The following is an 18062-nucleotide window of genomic DNA, read 5'->3' as shown; positions in this document are numbered from 1 at the left end:
CACCATACGGGAGCCGGCCAAATCGGCGGAGGTGAACGGGGCTAGCTTCCCAGGACGCAGCCTGGGTGCGGGGTGTCGCTGGAGACCCACAACGCTGAGGCGATTTCGTCAGCAAGGTCGTAGTCGCGGGTGCCGCCGGAACCGGCGATCCGCACCATAAGGGCGCCGCCAAACGGCCTCCGTCCCATCACCTCGACTTCCGCGTCGAGGTCGATGTCCTGGGCGGCGAGGTACCGCAGGAGTTCAGGGTTGTCATCGCTGATCCTGGTGATCTTGCCGCTGTGTCCCTGGTCCAGCGCGGCGAGCAGGTGGGCGCGCGGCATCAGGACCTCGCCGTCCGCGGTGGGGATGGGGTCGCCGTGCGGGTCCCGCTTAGGGTCTCCGAGCTTCGCGGCGACGCGTTCGATGAACGTATCCGACACGGCATGCTCCAGCTGTTCAGCTTCATCGTGGACCTCGTCCCAGCTGTAGCCGAGCCGCTGGACGAGGTAGGTCTCGATGAGCCGGTGGCGCCGGACCATTGACAGTGCCAGCCGCAGGCCGGCCTCGGTCAACGTGACGGCGCTGTAGGGCTTGTGGTCCACCAGGCCCTGGTCCTTCAGCTTCCGGACCATTTCCGAGACCGAGGAATTTGCCACTCCCAGCCGCTGTGCCAGCTGGGAGGACGTGATGGGCTTGTCCTGCCATTCGGTGAATGAGTAGATGACCTTGACGTAGTCCTCGATTGAGGAGGAGGGCGCGCTGGTCTTCACATGCCCAAGCCTACCGGTTTGGCCGGTGCGGCAGCGTGCGCTGCTTCGGCCACCCCGCCGCAAACCGCGTGCGTCATGACTTGGTGGCGCGCCAGGCCAGGGTGAGGTAGGGAAGGTCAAGTTCCTGGCCGGGGGCATGGGCCAGGTGCTCGTGCAGGTACCAGTCCAGGTTGGCCAGAACTTTTGCCCGCGTCGCCTCGCCGGCACGCAGATAGTAGCTGCGCGACTTGGTGAGTTCCATCAAGTCACCGGTGGTCACCCTGTCCTGCCAGTGGGTGACGTGCCCTTCGAGCCCGTGGAATTCGGGCCCGACGACGGGCTTGTGGCCGGGCCGGTACACATCGCCGGCGTGCATGATCCGGGAAAGCCGGTGCACCCAGGGGATGGAGGTGTCCAGCTGGTTCCAGACCAGGCCGAGCGTTCCGTGCGGGCGCAGGACGCGCGCCAGCTCGGTGCTTGCCGCGAGGGGGTCGCACCAGTGCCACGCCTGGGCAACAGTGACGACGTCGAAGGCAGCGTCGGGAAGGCCTGTCGCCTCGGCAGTCCCCGGCGCAGCCGTGGCGGCGGGGCAGTGGGCCTTCAGCTGGGCGAGCATGTCCGCAGAGGGGTCGACGGCGGTGACGTTCAGCCCCATGGCCAGCAGCAACGCGGTGAACTTTCCCGTACCCGCGCCCACGTCCAGGGCGTCATGGGCTCCGGCCGGTACCAGCCACCGTGCAGATTCCGCAGGGTAGCCGGGCCGGACGCGCTGGTAGTGGCGGCCGCCGTCCTGGAAGCTCTGCCCGAGCTCCGTGCGCCGGCCGTGATCAAGCCTGGGGCCACCCCGAACCACGCGTGGCCTCCTTCTGGTGCTGCCTGCGGATGTCCTTCGAATTTACCGCATGCCCGGCATCAGCAGGCAGTCGCCGCCCCGCCGCTCAGTCGTCGAGGCAGGGGGCTGCGCCGGCCGTCCCGGGAGTGTTGGGCGCCCAGTGCGGGTAGGTGCGGAAATCGTTGGCGGGCACCCAGCGGCCCGCGTCCACCACGTAGTCCCATCCCAGTCCGTTGCTGCGCAGTGTCCGGATGCCGGTGAGGAGGCGTTCGGCGTCCTCCAGCCGCGAACCCACGCCGAAACTTGCCCGGAGGGAACCGGACGGCAGGCCCAGGCGCTTCAGCAGGGGGTGGGCGCAGAAGCGTCCGTCGCGCAGGCCCACCCCGTGCTCTGCGGAAAGGTAGGCGGCCACCAGCCCTGCGTCGTAGCCCTCGACCGAGAAGTTGACCACGCCGATGGTGTCCGTTTCCGGGTTGGTGTCCTTGAAGATCTGGTGGACGGTGACGCCGTCGATGTCCTGCAGGCCCTCCACCAGGAAAGACCTGATCGCTGACTCGTGGGCATGCCACCGGTCCTGGTCGAGTTCGGCGATGACCTGGGTGGCGCGGGCCAGGGTGGCGGCGCCGAGGACGTTCGGCGAGCCCCCCTCATGGCGGGCCGGCCCGGTGGCCCAGCTGACGCCGTCGAGCCGTGCTTCCTTGACCGCCCCGCCGCCGGCGAGGTGCGGGACGCCGGTGTCCAGCCAGTCGGGACGTCCCACCAGGACACCCGCGCCGAACGGCGCGTACAGCTTGTGGCCGGAAAAGGCGAGGTAGTCGACGCCGTCCGCGCTGATGTCCACCCGGCGGTGCGGAGCGAGCTGGGCCGCGTCCACCACGATCCGGGCACCGTGCTGGTGGGCCAGCGCGGCCAGGGCCCGGATGGGAAGAATCTCGCCGGTGACGTTGGAGGCGCCGGTGACCGCCAGCAGGCTGACTCCGCCCTGCTCCAGTTCGGTCCGGACGGCGTCCAGGGTGCCCGCCACCGTGTCGGCGGCAACGATGCTGCGGTGCGGAACCCCCTGCCACGGCAGGAGGTTGGCATGGTGTTCGATGTCCAGGTAGAGGACTTCGCCGTCATGCCGGCCGTTGGTGGCAGGCAGGCAGCCGGCCAGGAGGTTCAGCGAATCGGTGGTGTTGCGGGTGAAGATGACCGAATCGTCCGGCCGGCCGCCCACGAAGTCCCGGACAATGCTGCGTGCGTTCTCGTAAACGGACGTGCTGATCTGGGACGCGTAGCCGGCCCCCCGGTGGACGCTCGCGTAGTAGGGCAGGATCTCGTTCAGGTAGGCGGAGACCACGGAGAGCGCCGGAGCGGATGCGCCGTAGTCAAGGTTCGCGTACCGGATGTGGCCGCCGGAAATCAGCGGTGCCTGGATTTCGGCGCCCGTGACGGCAGCAAGGGGACGGCCGGCAACGGCGTGGCGATCGCCGGCAATGCGGCCTTCGGCAATGGCGGGTTGGGGGGAGACGGTGGCAGTTGTCACAGAGACCTCACTTGAATACAGGACTCCGGCATAGGGAATCCGCGCTTGCCGCATCCACTCCGGACCGGCCTGGTCGTCACCCGGGGCACCCCGCCGCGAATGGAGGGTTGCCGGCCAGCAAACCGGGGTTTTGCGCTGGCACTCGTGACCTGCATAAAAGCGTAGGACATGGGGCGGCCAGGATTGAAGCCGCGGCAATTGTTAAGGGCTTTATTACGCAATATCGAATAAACGACGCCGGACACCCCCGTCTGGAGGTGTCCTGCGTCGCAATGTTCGTTTAAGGGGGCAAATCGTGGCAGTTACAGCAGGTCGTCCAAATACGGGTTGAGGCGGTGCAGCACCTCTGAGTGCAGGATCGAGTTGGTGGCCAGCGCGTTCCCGCCGAACGGTCCGTCCTCGCCTTCGAGGGAGGTGAACCGGCCGCCCGCCTCAACGACGATCGGCACCAGCGCAGCCATGTCGTAGAGGTTGAGCTCCGGTTCGCAGGCGATGTCCACGGAGCCCTCTGCCACCATGCAGTACGACCAGAAATCACCGTAGGCCCGGGTCCGCCAGACGTCCTCGGTCAGCCCAAGGAATTCGTCGAGGTTTCCGCGTTCCTTCCAGCCGGTCAGGCTGGAGTAGGAGAGGGAGGCGTCGGAGAGGCTGGACACGTTCGAGACCCGCAGCCGGGTAGCAGCTGCCAGGGACCGGCCCATGTACGCGCCCATGCCCTTTGCCGCCCACCAGCGCTTGCCGAGGGCCGGGGCGCTGACCACGCCCACCACGGGCTCGCCTTCGTCCACCAGGGCGATCAGCGTGGCCCAGACCGGGACGCCCCGGACAAAGTTTTTCGTCCCGTCAATGGGATCGATGATCCAGCGCCGTGAACCGTGCCCGGTGCTGCCGAATTCCTCGCCCAGGACGGCATCGCGTGGCCGCGAGCGGGAGAGCTGGCCGCGGATGGCCTCCTCGGCTGCCTTGTCGGCGTCGGTGACGGGCGTCAGGTCCGGCTTGGTCTCAACGTGGAGGTCCAGGGCCTTGAAGCGGCCCATGGTCTGGTCATCCACGGAGTCGGCCAGGACATGGGCCAGGCGCAGGTCATCGTTGTAGCTCGAAGCGGGTTGGATCATGGTTACAAACTACCGTCTGCGGACGTTTCTGCCGGGAGAACGCGTCAGTTGACGCTGCCGAGCTCTTTGGTTTCCTGTGCTTCCATGCGGGGGTCAGCGCCGAGCAGCCGCCGGAGCGATGCCAGGCGTGCCGGGCCGGTGGGACCTGCGTGCCCGCCTGCCACCCAGTCGTCCAGGCCGCAGTTCACCGCGTTTACAGTGTGCTTGCAGCCGCGTTCACAGTTTTCGATGCCGGGGGAGAGGTCGGGAAAAGAGCGCAGGATCCGGTCCGGGTCCACGTGTGCCAGTCCGAAGGAACGGATGCCGGGGGTATCAATGATCCAGCTGCCGGCCGGCGCGTCTGCCAGGCGCAGGGCCAGGGCTGACGACGACGTGTGGCGGCCGCGCCCGGTGACCGCGTTTACTCCACCTGTGGCCCGCTCGGCACCGGTCAGCGCGTTCACCATGGTGGACTTGCCCACGCCGGAGTGCCCCAGCATTACGGTGACCTTGCCGTCGAGGTGGTCGCGCAGGGCGGCGACCGCAGCGCTGTCCAGCCTTGCCGAGAGGCCGTCGTCGGACCTTGCGTCGATCCCCGAGGCTCGAGCATCCGCAGTCCGGCTGATGATCACTGGGAAGTCCAGATGGGTGTAGTTGGACAGCAACTCCGCAGGATCCTTGACGTCGGCCTTGGTGACCAGCAGGATCGGCTCGATTCCGGCGTCGTAGGCAGCCACCAGGGCGCGATCGATGAACCCGGTTCGCGGCTCCGGGTTGGCGGCCGCCACCACAATCACCAGTTGGTCGGCGTTGGCCACGACGGCCCGCTCAACGGGGTCGGTGTCGTCGGCGCTGCGGCGCAGGAGGGTATGGCGGTCCTGGATCTTTACCAGTCGGGCAAGCGTGTCCGGGGCCCCGGACACGTCCCCCACGAGCGAGACGAAGTCGCCGGCCACCACGGGCGAGCGGCGCAGTTCGCGGGCGCGCGCTGCGATGACAACGCGCTCGTTGTCCGAGTCTTCGCCCACCACTGCCGTGTACCGTCCGCGGTCCACCGTGATGATCCGACCGGTCACGGCATCGTCATGGCTGGGCCGGTCCTTGGTCCGGGGCCGGGAACCTTTCTTGCTGGGGCGGATCCGGACGTCTGATTCGTCCCAGGAATCAGTGCTCCGCGCCACTGCCGCGCCCTTCCGGCCCCGGCGCCCCGGCCGCATCCTGGGCCAGCATGCTTGCCCAGAGCTGCGGGAAGTCGGGCATGGTCTTGGCTGTGGTGGCGATGTCCTCCACCTGGACGCCGTCCACGGCTAGTCCCAGGATTGCCCCCGCGGTGGCCATGCGGTGGTCGGCATAGCTGTGGACGACGCCGGCGTGCAGCCGTGCGGGGCGGATCACCAGTCCGTCGTCGGTCTCCTCGGCGTCACCGCCGAGCCGGTTGATTTCCGCCACCAGGGCGGCAAGCCGGTCTGTTTCGTGGCCGCGGAGGTGTGCGATCCCGGTAAGCCGGGATGGGCCGGTGGCCAGGGCACAGAGCGCCGCCACCGTGGGGGCCAGTTCGCTGGTGTCCGCGAAGTCGCCGCCCTTGATCTCCGGGCCGCCGGTGACGGTGAGGAGGCCGTCTTCCAGGGTGACGGTGGCACCCATGCTTGCCAGGATATTGCGCCACAGGTCGCCCACCTGCTGGGTTTCCGTGGGCCAGTTCGGGATCCGGACCGTGCCCCGCGTGGCCAAGGCCGCTGCCAGGAACGGCCCGGCATTGGAGAGGTCCTGTTCGATCCGCTGGTCGAAGGCCCGGATCGGGCCCGGCGCCACCACCCAGTGGTTGGGGACGGAGTCGTCCACGGACACGCCTGCGCCCCGCAGGACAGCCACCGTCATGTTGATGTGGTCAAGGCTGGGGACGGGCTTCCCCACGTGTTCCAGGTGCAGGCCTTCGTCGAACCTGGCGCCCACCAGCAGGAGCGCGGAAACGAACTGGGAGGAGGCGCTGGCATCGATCACCAGGTGGCCGCCGCGGACGGCGCCGGTGCCCTGCACCACGAACGGGAGCGACGACGGGGCGCTGCCGTCTTCGGCGGAAACGGCCACGCCCAGGGCTTTGAGGGCTTCGATGATGGTCCCCATGGGACGCTTCCGGGCATGCGGATCGCCGTCGAACACGCTGGCTCCGTTACGGAGCGCCGCGAGCGGCGGGACGAACCGCATGACGGTGCCGGCAAGCCCACAGTCGATCCTGGTGGCGGACGGCGCGGCTGCCGCCGGGAGCGGAACAACCTCCAGGTCAGGTCCAAAGGAGCCGTCCCCGGGCACTTCGGTGATGGTGGCGCCGAGCTGCCTGAGCGCCTCGATCATGAGCGCGGAGTCCCTGGAGTGCAGGGGGGCCCGGAGCCGGGACGGTCCGTCCGCGAGGGCCGCGAGGACCAGGTACCTGTTGGTCAGGGACTTCGAGCCGGGGACGGTTACGGTGGCATTGACGGGCCGGGCTGCGAAAGGTGCGGCCCAGTGCTGGACGGGTGTTCCGGATGCGTCCCGGGTGGCAGCTGCTGCGGTCATTCGTGCTTAGGCTCCCGCGGCGTGCTCGACGGCGCGGCGTACGGCCTTGTCCGCCTTGTTCAGCTTCTTGGTGGTGGTCCTGCGGGCGTCGGCGGCCAGGTGCGAAGCGTTGCGGCGCGCGTCGGCGGCCAGGTGTTCGGCGCGCCAGGCGAGGCCGGGCTTGCCTGCAGTATCCACGGATGCGAGCAGGGCGCCGCCACTGAGGGAGAGGTTCTTGAGCAGCTGGTTCCTGCGGCCTTCGCGCCCTTCCTTGCTGCTGATGTCCGCGCTGCGCCACTCAACGAAGGTGTTCAGGAGGGAGACCACGGTGAGCAGGCCGGCGGAGAGCCGGGAGAATTTGCCAAGGCCGAACAGGACGCCGGCTCCCACCTGGGTTCCGCCGATGACGCGGGCCAGGGTCTTCTCGCTCGTCTGGAAGGGCAGCGAGGCCGCAGCCTTGCGCAGCAGGGGGGAGAGCTGCTGTGCAGTGTCGTCGGAGTTCTTGAGCTTATCCAGTCCGGCAAGAACGAAACTGGAAGCGAGCATGGGCCTGGCGAGCGTGCGGACAAAGGACATGGATTTCCTCCTGGATGGACGAGCCGCGGCGAGCGGCGGAGTCGGTCCTAGTCTTGCACTTTTGGGGAATATTTGCCCGTGGAAGACGGTTATGGCTGTCGGGTCCGCGGGACGGGCCCGGCGATCATTCACCCGATACAGAGCGGAGTTGGGCCTTGCGGAAGGTGTTGGACGGGGCCAGACAGGCAGGACCGGTGGCAGTGGACAAACTGGCCGCCGAGCCGCCGGAGTACGGCATGCCCCTTGCGGGGCGCCTGACAGTAGACTTGAAGGCAATGAGCACCCTGGATCCGGCCGTCGCGGCCATGTATGAGGCTTCTCCCGGCGAAGCGAACGGCAGGGCAGGCGCAGCGCCCCTGCCTGCCGGACAGGCAGATGCCGGTCCACTGGCCGTTGAAGCGGACGCTGAGGACAGCACCGTGGACGTTGCCACCGAGAGCGTGGAGCAACGCCGGCTTCGCTTTGAGCGGGACGCCATGCAGTATGTCGACCAGCTGTACTCCGCGGCCATGCGTATGGCACGGAACCCGTCAGACGCGGAGGACCTGGTCCAGGAGGCTTACACGAAAGCTTTCTCGGCCTTCCACCAGTACAAGCCGGGCACAAACCTCAAAGCCTGGCTCTACCGGATCCTGACCAACACGTACATCAACCTGTACCGCAAGCGGCAGCGCGAGCCACTGCAGTCGAACTCGGACAGCATCGAGGACTGGCAGCTGGCCCGGGCGGAATCGCACACGTCAAGCGGACTGCGTTCGGCAGAGGCTGAAGCCCTGGACCACCTTCCGGATTCCGACGTCAAGAGGGCGCTGCAGGACATTCCGGAGGAGTTCCGCCTGGCGGTCTATTTCGCTGACGTGGAGGGCTTCGCCTACAAGGAAATCTCAGACATCATGAACACGCCCATCGGCACCGTGATGTCCCGGCTCCACCGCGGCCGGCGAATGTTGCGGGACATGCTCGCGGAATACGCCGCCGAGCGGGGATTCAAAACGGCCGCAAATGCGTCGGATGCGGCAGGAAGCAAAGCACAGGAGAACAGGAAATGAGCGACTGCCAGGGATTGGGCGACTGCGACGATACCCGGATGCAACGCATCTACGAGTACCTTGACGGGGCACTGACCCGTGAGGATATTACGGAAATCAAGAACCACCTTGATGACTGCCCCGAGTGCACGGAGCAGTATGACCTCGAATGCGTCATTCGCAACATGGTCAAGCGGTCCTGCACGGAGTCTGCGCCGGACAATCTGAAGAACGCCATCCTGGACCGGATCCACGCGATCCGTCCCGTGGAGGCGTAGGTACAGGACGCGGTTCGCCCCGTCAGGGCCGAAGACAGCAAAGGACCCCGTAAGCCGAGTGGCTTGCGGGGTCCTTCACTTGAACCGTAGTCCCTGGCATTTGCCTAGGTGTTGGGGCGCTTCCCGTGGTTCGCGCCGCCACGCTTACGGTCACGACGCTTGCGTGCACGCTTGCTCATAGCTGGCCTCCTTACTGTTGGTACTCAAAAGAGCTGCCCTCAAGTCTCCCACATGATCTGGCGCCCCGCGAACCGGGAAACGGCGGATGACCTGCGGGAGGGCTGGCACGGCGGGGTGCTAGGGCTGAAGGGTGCCACGGATGGCCGCACGGGCTTCGTCCAGGGCCGTCCTCACGGTCTCCAGCGTCGCGGGGCTGATGGGCCGGTGCGTGGCCTGGCGCCGCAGGTCCGCGCGAAGCTCGTCGCGGAAATCCTGCAGCAGCAGTTCTGCCTCCCTGAGCGGCTGCCCCCTGCGCGCCTGCGGCTGGCCGCTTCCCGGCGGGGTGGTGGCCGACGCAGCCGCGGCACGGGCTGCCTCCGCCGCTGCGGCAAGGTCGCTGCGGAACCCCCGCATGCTGCTGCGGATGTCCTCCTTGAGGGTTCCGGAAAGCCGTTGCACCGAAGCTGCGATGTCATTCTCAACGCCCGCCAGGTCCTCCCGGCGCCGGTTCAGTTCAGCAAGGCCGGCTGCTGTGATGCGGTAGTTGGTGCGCCGTCCCGCCGGCTCGGTTGCCACCAGGCCGTCCTCTTCGAGTTTGCCCAGCCTGGGGTAGACGGTCCCCGCACTCGGTGAATAAGTCCCGCCGAACCGGTCCTTGAGCGCCTTGATGAGCTCGTAGCCGTGCTTGGGGCCGCTTTCGAGCAGGGAGAGGAGATAGAGGCGCAACGCACCGTGTGCGAAGACGGGAGGCATCAGCGTTCAGCTTCCCCATGGGAGTCGACGGGCGCGGGTGCGTGCGAGATGGAGGTTTTGCCGGACACCGAGTTGGTCCGGACAAGCATCAGTTGCCCATCGGGCCCGGCAATCGTCTCCACTTTGCCGTTCGTGAGGAGGCACTGGTGGCCGTCCAGGATCACCGCCCCGCCGGCGGACTTGGCCACAATGTCGATGCCCACGTCAGCCGGCAGGCTGATGGTGAGGTCTCCCGAGACGGAGTTGGAGCCAAAATCCTGCGTGTAATCGAGCAGGTCGAAGCTGAGGTGTCCGCTGACGGTGTTGGTGCGTACATGGCTGAAGTGGCCGGAGGCAATGACCTCACCCGAGATGCTTTTGGCGGTGAGGACGCCCCGGTGGTTCCTGACGGCCACGCTGCCACTGACCGTGTTGACCTGCAGTTCGCCGGAGGTGTTGTCGGCAGTAACGGAACCCGACACGGTATTGAGGCGGACATGGGCGGAAATACCTGAGACGGTTCCATCCCCCCTCACGGTTCCGGCTTCCACCTCCACTCCGCGGGGAACGAGGACGGTAATGACGGCCGAGTTGTCGCTGGTGTGGTTGACGGTCTCCATGAGATTTTTGAACCAGCCCTGCGCGCCGTGCAGTTGGTGCCGGACTTCCAGCCTGCCGCCGTTCAGGGACACCGCCACGGGGTCGCCGTGGACCTCGGAGAATTCCAGGCGAACTGCGGGTTCGTCGTGCTCGATGATCTCAAACCTGCCCCCGACCATGCCGAGCTTCACGGCAGTCACGGCGTCGATGTCGATGGTTTGCGGGCTGGCGACAGTCCAGCTTTCTCCGGTCATGGTCCCCTCCAGAAGGCGATATATCGCGTTGTCGCTCCAACGTATCGCCGCCCGGTGGCGGGGTCAAGATATATCTCGAATGGCGCTACTGGGGCGCGTCCATGCCCAGCCACTGGAACCAGCCGCGGTGCAGTACCAGCCAGGCCATGAGGCCGTACCCGGCCTGGCCGGGGGTTCCACCGTTTGCGGCGAGGTCCTGGCGCCACTGTTCGTGGTTCAGCAGGGGCGAGAACGTGTCGACGTAGAGGTGCTTGCGGCGCGTGGTCACATCCGCGAAGGCAGTGTTGAGTTCGTCCAGCCGGCGGTTCTGGGCGGGGTCCAGGGTGGGGGGTGGCCCCACGACGAATACTTCGATCCTGTTCTGGGAAGCCGAGTCCAGGATATTGGCCAGGTTCAACCGGCTCCGTGCAGTGGAGAGGCCGAACTCGATGTCGCGACCGGAGAGGCCGATGACCAGCCGGTTCTCCGCCTGCGGGCTGAACCGCCTCCCGGCTTCGTCCAGCCAGCGTGCAGCGAGGCCTTCCGTACCTTCCTGCGGGCAGGGGAGGGCATAGCTTTCCAGCAGCATGCCGTCCTGGGGAGTGCGGGCCAGGACGCGGCCCAGCCAGCCAAGCGCCCGGGGATCGCCCAGTCCGGCCAGCAGTTCGTCTCCTACAGCCGCAATCCGCAGCTTCCTGTCTTCCACGCGTTCCTCTTTACTTCGGTACGGGTTTACTTCGTTACGTCCGCTGCCGCCGTTGCCGCCGCTGCTGCGGAGGCGCGGGGAGGCGCTGTCAATCCATTAAACAGAACTGCCCGGCCGGAGTCGGGTATTTCGACTCCAGCCGGGCAGCCTTACTGCTTACTTCCGTGCGAATGCCTGCTTCAGGAGGACATCCTGCTCCGCAGCGTGCCGTTTCATGGATCCGGCAGCTGTGGAGGCCGATGCCGGCCGGGACACCAGGCGGACGCGGCGGTCGAGGGCCTCCGGCAGGTGCAGTCCCATGAACGGCCACGGCCCCTGGTTGGCGGGCTCGTCCTGGGCCCACACCACTTCGGCGTTGGGGTACTTGGCGAGCTCCGCTTCGATCTCGGCGTGCGGCAGCGGGTAGAGCTGCTCCACGCGGACGATGGCGGTGGTCTTGTCGCCGGTCTTCTGCCGGGTGGACAGGAGATCGTAGTACAGGCGGCCGGACACCAGGAGCACACGTTCGACGGCGGTGGCCGGCAGCTGCTCGTGGTCACCGATGACGGGGCGGAAGGTGCCGTTGGTGAAGTCCTCGACGGACGACGCGGCGGCCTTCAGGCGCAGGAGCTGCTTGGGCGTGAAGATGATCAGCGGCTTGCGCGGGCGGCTGTACGCCTGGCGGCGCAGCAGGTGGAAGTGCGAGGCCGCCGTGGTGGGGTTGGCCACGATCATGTTGTCCTCGGCACACAGCTGCAGGAACCGCTCGATCCTGGCAGAGGAGTGGTCCGGGCCCTGACCCTCGTAGCCGTGCGGGAGCATCAGGACCAGCGAGGAGCGCTGGCCCCACTTCTGCTCGGCGGACGAGATGAATTCGTCGATGATGGTCTGCGCACCGTTGACGAAGTCACCGAACTGGGCCTCCCACAGGACAAGGGCGTCCGGGCGTTCCACGGAGTAGCCGTACTCGAAGCCCATGGCGGCGTATTCGGACAGCAGGGAGTCGTAGATCCACAGCTTGGCCTGGTCATCGGAGAGGTTGCCCAGGGGCAGCCATTCCTTGCCGTTGGCACGGTCGTGGAAGACGGCGTGGCGCTGCACGAAGGTGCCGCGACGCGAGTCCTGGCCGGCCAGGCGAACGGGGACGCCTTCCATGATCAACGAACCGAAGGCTGCAATCTCGCCGAAGCCCCAGTCGATGCCGCCCTCGCGGGACATCTGTTCGCGCTTCTCCAAAAGCTGCTTGAGCTTGGGGTGGACCGTGAAGCCGTCGGGGATCTCGACGTGTGCCTTGCCGATCCGGGCCAGGGTGTCGGCGCTGATGGCCGTGGAGGCCGGTGCGCTGACGCTGGAATCGGACTGCTGTGCCTTGGGCCGTTCGATGTCGGACACGGCAGCGGAGTCGGCGGTGACGATCGGGATAGGCGAGGTCTGGGCGGCGTGGGTCTCGGCAAAGACCCGTTCCAGCCGTTCCTGGTAGTCGCGGAGCAGCTGCTCGGCTTCTTCCTCGGTGATGTCGCCGCGGCCGATGAGTGACTCGGTGTACAGCTTGCGGACGGAGCGCTTGGCTTCGATGAGGTTGTACATCAGCGGCTGGGTCATCGAGGGGTCATCGCCCTCATTGTGGCCCCGGCGGCGGTAGCACACCATGTCGATCACAACGTCCTTGTGGAAGCGCTGCCGGAACTCATAGGCCAGCTGGCCGATGCGGACAACGGCCTCGGGGTCGTCGCCGTTCACGTGGAACACGGGCGCCTGGATCATCTTGGCAACGTCCGTGGAGTAGGTGGACGAGCGCGACGACGACGGGGCGGTGGTGAAGCCCACCTGGTTGTTGACCACGATGTGGATGGTTCCACCGGTGCGGTAACCCCGGAGCTGGGACAGGTTGAGCGTCTCCGCCACCACGCCCTGGCCGGCGAAGGCCGCGTCGCCGTGGACCATGATGGGCAGGACAGGGAACGACTCGCCCTGGTCCAGCCGGTCCTGCTTGGCCCGGACGATGCCTTCGAGGACGGAGTCCACGGCTTCCAGATGCGACGGGTTGGCGGCGAGGTAGACCTTGGTCTCCTTGCCGTTGTCGGAGGTGAAGGTGCCTTCGGTCCCCAGGTGGTACTTGACGTCACCGGAGCCCTGCACAGAGCGCGGATCCTGGGTGCCTTCGAACTCGCGGAACACCTGGGCGTAGGTCTTGCCGGCGATGTTCGTCAGCACGTTGAGGCGGCCACGGTGGGCCATGCCGATCGCAACCTCGTCCAGGCCGTCGTCGGCGGCATCGGACATGATGGCGTCAAGCAGCGGGATCAGGGACTCGCCGCCTTCCAGGGAGAAGCGCTTCTGGCCGACGAACTTGGTCTGCAGGAACGTCTCAAAGGCCTCGGCGGCGTTCAGCTTGGAGACAATCCGCAGCTGTTCCTCGCGGCTGGGCTTGGAGTAGGCGTGCTCCAGCTGGTCCTGGAACCACTTGCGCTCGGCAGGCTCCTGGATGTGCATGTACTCGATGCCCGTGGTGCGGCAGTAGGCATCGCGCAGGACGCCCAGGATGTCGCGGAACTTCAGCATCGGCTTGCCGCCGAAGCCGCCGGTGGGCCATTCGCGGTCCAGGTCCCAGAGGGTCAGGCCGTAGGTGAGGACGTCGAGGTCCGGGTGCTTGCGCTGGACGTACTCCAGCGGGTCGGTGTCCGCCATGAGGTGGCCGCGGACGCGGAAGGAGTGGATCAGCTGCTGGATCCGGGCGACCTTGTTGATCTCGTCGGCCGGGTCTACCTGCAGGTCCGGGCTCCAGCGGACGGGCTCGTAGGGGATGCGCAGGGCTTCGAAGATCTCGTCGTAGAAATTCTGCGCGCCCAGCAGCAGCTGGTGGACCAGCTTGAGGAACTCGCCGCTGCCTGCGCCCTGGATGACGCGGTGGTCGTACGTCGAGGTCAGGGTGAGGACCTTGCTGATGGCGTTTTGGGCGATGATCTTTTCGCTGGCGCCCTGGAACTCTGCGGGGTAGTCAAGGGCGCCGACGCCGATGATGGCGGCCTGGCCCTTGGAAAGGCGCGGCACCGAGTGGACGGTGCCGATGCCGCCGGGGTTGGTCAGGGACACGGTGGTGCCCTGGTGGTCCTCGGCGGTGAGCTTGCCGTTGCGGGCCCGCTTGATCAGGTCCTCGTACGTGTGCCAGAACTCGGCGAAGTTGAGGGTTTCAGCCTTCTTGATGTTCGGGACCATGAGCAGCCGGGTGCCGTCGGGCTTGGGCATGTCGATGGCGATGCCGAAGTTGACGTGCGCCGGCTGGACTGCAACAGGCTTGCCATCCACCTCGTCGTAGTACACGTTCATGGAGGGGAACTGGGACAGGGCGCGGATCACGGCGTAGCCGATGAGGTGGGTAAAGGAAACCTTGCCGCCGCGGGCGCGGGCCAGGTTTGAGTTGATGACCACGCGGTTGTCGATGAGCAGCTTGGCCGGAATGGCACGGACGCTGGTGGCGGTGGGCACCTGGAGGCTGGTGACCATGTTGGTGGCGATGGCCTTCGCCGGTCCGCGGAGGACGGAGACGACGTCTTCCTCGGGTGCGGTGGGTGCCTTGACGTTCTTGGGCAGCTGCGCCGGGATGGGCTGCGAGCCGGTGCCGGCCTCTGTCTTCTTGCCGCCGTCGCGGGCTTCCGTGGCAGGGGCCTTCTTAACGGGTGCTGGGGCTGCCGGTGCGGCGGGCGCCGGGGCAGCAGCGGCCGGCGACGGTGCCGGTGCTGCGGAAGCCTGCTTCACGACGGGGAGTTCCCGGGTGGGAGGGTTGGCCTGTGCGGAATTTCCATTGGAAGAAGAACCGTTGCCCGAGTCGAAGGATTCAAACAGGGGCCACCACTTGGCATCCACGGCGTTCTTATCCTGCTGGTACTGCTCGTACAGTTCGTCAACGAGCCACTCGTTTCCGCCAAATTCCTCTGGTAGACGGTGGCTTGGCTGCTCTGGCACTTGAAATACGCCTCTTCCATGAGTTTGATTTCTCTTTGGCCCCCCGGTGCTTCAGCACTACGTTCGAACCAGTCTCTGCGTCCTCTGAACCCGGACCTTTGCAAGTCTAGTGAGCATGGTGTGTTAACTGCCAATAAGGGTGACTCAAATCATGAAGTGACGAACCAGGGCCCGAATATGGCGGCCGCCGGCCAGCCGCAAGGGGCCGCCCGGCTGCCCGTGCGGGGGTCGCGCAGGCAGGCCAACAGGCCACTTCCGGCCGCCCGGCCCAGCGTCCGGCGCGGGGCTGCTCCTGTAGACTGAAATTCTTATGGACAGTAAATCTAGGTGCCGGCCTGGGCGCTGTCAGCGGAGCTCGAAGAGCAGCGCCGCGCAGTCCGCCCCCAGAGCCGGCAAACCCCGACAACGCGCCCATCACCAGCCCACGGCCCAGCTTGCCGCTACCCGCACGGACCAGGCGTCGGTATCCGCCGATCATCCTCCGCCGGGACGAAACAGCTTTTCCACCCCACGGCCGACTACCCTTCCGGCTCAGCCCGCGCTCCGGGCGGGATGCTGAATGGAGTGGCTCCTCCTTGCAGCGGGCTTGCTGCTGATCGCCGGCACCGGGTTCTTCGTGGCCGTCGAATTCTCCCTTATCGCCCTGGACCAGGCAACAGTCCAGCGCGCAATCGACGACGGCGACACGGGCGCGGTGCCCTTGCTCACCTGCCTTAAGTCACTGTCAACCCAGCTGTCCAGCTGCCAGCTCGGCATCACGCTGACCACTTTGCTCACCGGTTATGTCATGGAACCTTCGGTGGGCCGCCTCCTCAAGGCGCCGCTGGGCGCGGTCGGACTTCCCGACGTGGCGGTGGAGTCCGTCTCGCTGATCCTGGCGATGGTGGTGGCGACGCTGCTGTCCATGCTCCTGGGTGAGCTCGTGCCGAAAAACATGGCCATCGCACTGGCGTTTCCCGTGGGCCGCGCCCTGGCGGGGCCGCAGCTCGTCTTCACCACCATCTTCAAACCGGCCATCCTGGTCCTCAACGGATTTTCCAACAAGGTCCTGCACGTCTTTGGACTGGAAGCCAAGGAGGAGATTTCGGGTGCCCGTACGCCGGCGGAGCTTGCCTCGCTGGTCCGCAGGTCCGCTGCGATGGGAACCCTTGACGCCGGGACTGCCAACTTCATTGCCCGCACCCTGAACTTCTCCACGAGGACAGCGGCGGACGTGATGACACCGCGCATCAGGCTGGAGACGATCGACGCCGACCAGCCGGTCTCCGACGTCGTGGATGCGGCACGCAGGACCGGCTACTCACGCTTCCCTGTCATCGGGGACTCGGCCGATGACATCCGTGGCCTGGTGCACGTCAAGAAGGCCGTTGCCGTTCCGTGGGAACGCCGGCAGAACCTCGAAGCGGGCGCCATCATGACCGAGGTGCTGCGCGTGCCCGAAACCATCCACCTGGATGCCCTGCTGGCCGAGCTCCGGGAGGGAAACCTGCAACTGGCCGTCGTGCTGGATGAATACGGTGGAACCGCCGGCATTGCCACCCTGGAAGACCTGGTGGAGGAAATTGTGGGCGAGGTGGCGGACGAGCACGACAAGGTCCGGCCGGGGCTGCTGCAGAGTGCCTCCGGTGACTGGTACTTCCCTGGGCTTCTCCGTCCCGATGAGCTGTCCGAGCACATACCTGGCCTGAGCGTTCCGGACGAAGCAGCCTATGAAACCGTGGGCGGCTATGTCATGAGCAAGCTCGGCAGGATTGCGGCCGTGGGCGACACCGTTCCGGTCAACGGCGGGACACTCAGCGTCACCCGGATGGACGGCCGCAGGATCGACCGTATCTGCTTCCACCCCGCGGCGGAGCCGGCTGCGCAGGATGCCAACCACAGGAGCAAGCCATGAGTGACTGGGCCGGAATACTGTGGCTGGGTGTCCTCCTGCTGGGCAACGCCTTCTTCGTGGCCGCTGAGTTCGCCATCATGTCCGCGCGCCGCAGCCAGATCGAACCCCTGGCCGATGCCGGCTCAAAGCGCGCCCACACCACCCTGCGTGCCATGGAAAACGTCTCTCTGATGCTGGCATGCGCACAGCTGGGCATCACGGTCTGTTCGCTGTTGATCCTGCTGGTGGCCGAGCCGGCAATCCACCACCTGCTCGCGGTCCCCATCGAGACGGTAGGCCTGCCGGCGGAAGTGGCTGACGTGGCAGCCTTCGCTGTGGCCCTGATGCTGGTGACCTTCCTGCACGTGACATTCGGCGAGATGGTGCCCAAGAACATCTCGGTGTCCGTGGCGGACAAGGCAGCACTGTTCCTGGCCCCGCCGCTGCTGTTCATCTCGCGGCTGGTCCATCCGGTGATTTCAGTCCTCAACTGGTCGGCCAACCACATCCTTAAACTGATGCGGATCGAGCCCAAGGACGAGGTCACGTCCTCCTTCACCCTGGAGGAGGTGCAGTCGATTGTCCAGGAATCCACCCGCCACGGCTTGGTGGACGATGATGCCGGGCTCATTACGGGTGCGCTCGAGTTCTCGGAGCACACGGCCGAGGACATCATGGTCCCGATCGGAAACCTGGTCATGCTGGGGGCATCCACCACCCCCGTGGAGTTCGAGAAAGCCGTCAGCCGTACTGGTTTCTCCCGGTTCCCCATGCTGGACGACGACGACATGCTCTACGGCTACCTCCATGTAAAGGACGTGCTGTCCATACCGGAGTCCGCCTATGAGCTGCCCATCGCCGAAAGCCGGGTCCGGTCCCTGGCAAACCTGGCGCTGGGAGACGAGATCGAAAAGGCCATGTCCGTCATGCAGCGCACCGGATCCCACCTTGCGCGGGTGATTGGCCCGGACGGCAATACACGCGGGGTGCTCTTCCTTGAGGACGTCATCGAACAGCTGGTCGGCGAAATCAGGGACGCAACGCAGGCCACCGGAATCCGCAGGCTGGGCCAGCCGAACGGCAGCTGAGACCCCGTCGCGCCCCTGCTGCCCGCAGGGGCGCGTCAGGGGCGGGCCCTGCGAAGCAGCGTGCCCATCTAAATAGGAATCATTCGCATTTAGGTATAGGCTGGGCAGTGTTGTCCTCCCCATCCTGTGTGAA

16 protein-coding genes and 1 riboswitch are annotated in these 18062 nt (G+C 66.4%); of the genes, 4 read left to right on the top strand and 12 right to left on the bottom strand.

Features of this window, described 5'->3' with window-relative positions; genetic code table 11:
• Positions 1 to 41: 41 nt before the first annotated feature.
• The 7 genes from VIK36_RS13835 to VIK36_RS13805 all read right to left on the bottom strand — a co-directional run bounded on the left by VIK36_RS13835 (position 42) and on the right by VIK36_RS13805 (position 7290).
• Positions 42 to 752 carry a metal-dependent transcriptional regulator gene (locus tag VIK36_RS13835; RefSeq protein ID WP_324642334.1) on the bottom strand — a complete coding sequence of 237 codons (711 nt, stop codon included), beginning with the start codon at positions 750 to 752 and terminating at the stop codon, positions 42 to 44.
• A 73-nt stretch (positions 753 to 825) separates the two neighbouring features.
• The gene (locus tag VIK36_RS13830; RefSeq protein WP_324642333.1) at positions 826 to 1584 is read right to left on the bottom strand and encodes a class I SAM-dependent methyltransferase; all 759 of its coding nucleotides are present in this window, start codon (positions 1582 to 1584) and stop codon (positions 826 to 828) included.
• Positions 1585 to 1669: 85 nt separating this feature from the next.
• Positions 1670 to 3088 carry an aminotransferase class V-fold PLP-dependent enzyme gene (locus VIK36_RS13825; RefSeq protein ID WP_324642332.1) on the bottom strand — a complete coding sequence of 473 codons (1419 nt, stop codon included), beginning with the start codon at positions 3086 to 3088 and terminating at the stop codon, positions 1670 to 1672.
• 36 nt (positions 3089 to 3124) lie between these two features.
• A riboswitch (SAM riboswitch) is annotated at positions 3125 to 3238 on the bottom strand.
• Positions 3239 to 3390: 152 nt separating this feature from the next.
• A complete protein-coding gene (gene hisN, locus VIK36_RS13820) occupies positions 3391 to 4203 on the bottom strand; it encodes a histidinol-phosphatase (protein WP_255172615.1) in 813 nt (270 codons plus the stop codon).
• 44 nt (positions 4204 to 4247) lie between these two features.
• Positions 4248 to 5363: a ribosome small subunit-dependent GTPase A gene (locus VIK36_RS13815; RefSeq protein WP_324642331.1), complete on the bottom strand. Its 1116-nt coding sequence runs from the start codon at positions 5361 to 5363 to the stop codon at positions 4248 to 4250.
• Positions 5347 to 6735, bottom strand: coding sequence for a 3-phosphoshikimate 1-carboxyvinyltransferase (aroA, locus tag VIK36_RS13810; RefSeq protein WP_324642330.1), 1389 nt, complete (start codon positions 6733 to 6735; stop codon positions 5347 to 5349). The genes VIK36_RS13815 and aroA overlap by 17 nt, the downstream gene beginning before the upstream one ends.
• Before the next feature lie 6 nt (positions 6736 to 6741).
• Positions 6742 to 7290: a DoxX family protein gene (locus VIK36_RS13805; protein WP_255172613.1), complete on the bottom strand. Its 549-nt coding sequence runs from the start codon at positions 7288 to 7290 to the stop codon at positions 6742 to 6744.
• Between the two features lie 275 nt (positions 7291 to 7565).
• Here VIK36_RS13805 and VIK36_RS13800 point away from each other — a divergent pair, with 275 nt between their 5' ends.
• Both VIK36_RS13800 and rsrA read left to right on the top strand, forming a co-directional pair.
• Positions 7566 to 8339, top strand: a complete 774-nt coding sequence (locus VIK36_RS13800; protein WP_324642329.1) for a sigma-70 family RNA polymerase sigma factor — start codon at positions 7566 to 7568, stop codon at positions 8337 to 8339.
• On the top strand, positions 8336 to 8596 hold the full coding sequence (gene rsrA, locus VIK36_RS13795) for a mycothiol system anti-sigma-R factor (RefSeq protein WP_056334975.1): 261 nt from the start codon (positions 8336 to 8338) through the stop codon (positions 8594 to 8596). The genes VIK36_RS13800 and rsrA overlap by 4 nt, the downstream gene beginning before the upstream one ends.
• Before the next feature lie 104 nt (positions 8597 to 8700).
• On the opposite strand, the gene VIK36_RS22115 is transcribed toward rsrA, so the two are convergent.
• The 5 genes from VIK36_RS22115 to VIK36_RS13775 all read right to left on the bottom strand — a co-directional run bounded on the left by VIK36_RS22115 (position 8701) and on the right by VIK36_RS13775 (position 14968).
• The gene (locus tag VIK36_RS22115; protein ID WP_369299106.1) at positions 8701 to 8775 is read right to left on the bottom strand and encodes a 50S ribosomal protein bL37; all 75 of its coding nucleotides are present in this window, start codon (positions 8773 to 8775) and stop codon (positions 8701 to 8703) included.
• 118 nt (positions 8776 to 8893) lie between these two features.
• On the bottom strand, positions 8894 to 9508 hold the full coding sequence (locus VIK36_RS13790; protein ID WP_324642328.1) for a PadR family transcriptional regulator: 615 nt from the start codon (positions 9506 to 9508) through the stop codon (positions 8894 to 8896).
• Positions 9508 to 10341, bottom strand: a complete 834-nt coding sequence (locus tag VIK36_RS13785) for a DUF4097 family beta strand repeat-containing protein (protein WP_324642327.1) — start codon at positions 10339 to 10341, stop codon at positions 9508 to 9510. Before VIK36_RS13785 ends, VIK36_RS13790 begins: the two co-directional genes overlap by 1 nt.
• Before the next feature lie 85 nt (positions 10342 to 10426).
• A complete protein-coding gene (locus tag VIK36_RS13780) occupies positions 10427 to 11026 on the bottom strand; it encodes a GDSL-type esterase/lipase family protein (protein ID WP_141160025.1) in 600 nt (199 codons plus the stop codon).
• 156 nt (positions 11027 to 11182) lie between these two features.
• Positions 11183 to 14968, bottom strand: coding sequence for a multifunctional oxoglutarate decarboxylase/oxoglutarate dehydrogenase thiamine pyrophosphate-binding subunit/dihydrolipoyllysine-residue succinyltransferase subunit (locus VIK36_RS13775; protein WP_324642326.1), 3786 nt, complete (start codon positions 14966 to 14968; stop codon positions 11183 to 11185).
• A gap of 559 nt (positions 14969 to 15527) precedes the next feature.
• Between VIK36_RS13775 and VIK36_RS13770 the strand changes: the two genes are divergently transcribed.
• Complete coding sequence (locus VIK36_RS13770; RefSeq protein WP_324642325.1) at positions 15528 to 16862, top strand: hemolysin family protein; 1335 nt, start codon at positions 15528 to 15530, stop codon at positions 16860 to 16862.
• A complete protein-coding gene (locus tag VIK36_RS13765) occupies positions 16859 to 17929 on the top strand; it encodes a hemolysin family protein (RefSeq protein WP_255172608.1) in 1071 nt (356 codons plus the stop codon). The genes VIK36_RS13770 and VIK36_RS13765 overlap by 4 nt, the downstream gene beginning before the upstream one ends.
• The last annotated feature ends 133 nt before the right edge of the window (positions 17930 to 18062 follow it).

Source organism: Pseudarthrobacter sp. LT1 (assembly GCF_035621795.1).
In the GTDB taxonomy this organism is placed as follows: domain Bacteria; phylum Actinomycetota; class Actinomycetes; order Actinomycetales; family Micrococcaceae; genus Arthrobacter.
This window is presented reverse-complemented; position numbering and strand designations above follow the sequence as displayed.

What these genes read in the sequence shown, in the direction of transcription:
- hisN (WP_255172615.1), bottom strand. Translation starts at nt 4,203, where the DNA reads ATGATCCAACCCGCTTCGAGCTACAACGATGACCTGCGCCTGGCCCAT.
- aroA (WP_324642330.1), bottom strand. Translation starts at nt 6,735, where the DNA reads ATGACCGCAGCAGCTGCCACCCGGGACGCATCCGGAACACCCGTCCAG.
- VIK36_RS13805 (WP_255172613.1), bottom strand. Translation starts at nt 7,290, where the DNA reads ATGTCCTTTGTCCGCACGCTCGCCAGGCCCATGCTCGCTTCCAGTTTC.
- VIK36_RS13800 (WP_324642329.1), top strand. Translation starts at nt 7,566, where the DNA reads ATGAGCACCCTGGATCCGGCCGTCGCGGCCATGTATGAGGCTTCTCCC.
- rsrA (WP_056334975.1), top strand. Translation starts at nt 8,336, where the DNA reads ATGAGCGACTGCCAGGGATTGGGCGACTGCGACGATACCCGGATGCAA.
- VIK36_RS13790 (WP_324642328.1), bottom strand. Translation starts at nt 9,508, where the DNA reads ATGCCTCCCGTCTTCGCACACGGTGCGTTGCGCCTCTATCTCCTCTCC.
- VIK36_RS13785 (WP_324642327.1), bottom strand. Translation starts at nt 10,341, where the DNA reads ATGACCGGAGAAAGCTGGACTGTCGCCAGCCCGCAAACCATCGACATC.
- VIK36_RS13770 (WP_324642325.1), top strand. Translation starts at nt 15,528, where the DNA reads ATGGAGTGGCTCCTCCTTGCAGCGGGCTTGCTGCTGATCGCCGGCACC.
- VIK36_RS13765 (WP_255172608.1), top strand. Translation starts at nt 16,859, where the DNA reads ATGAGTGACTGGGCCGGAATACTGTGGCTGGGTGTCCTCCTGCTGGGC.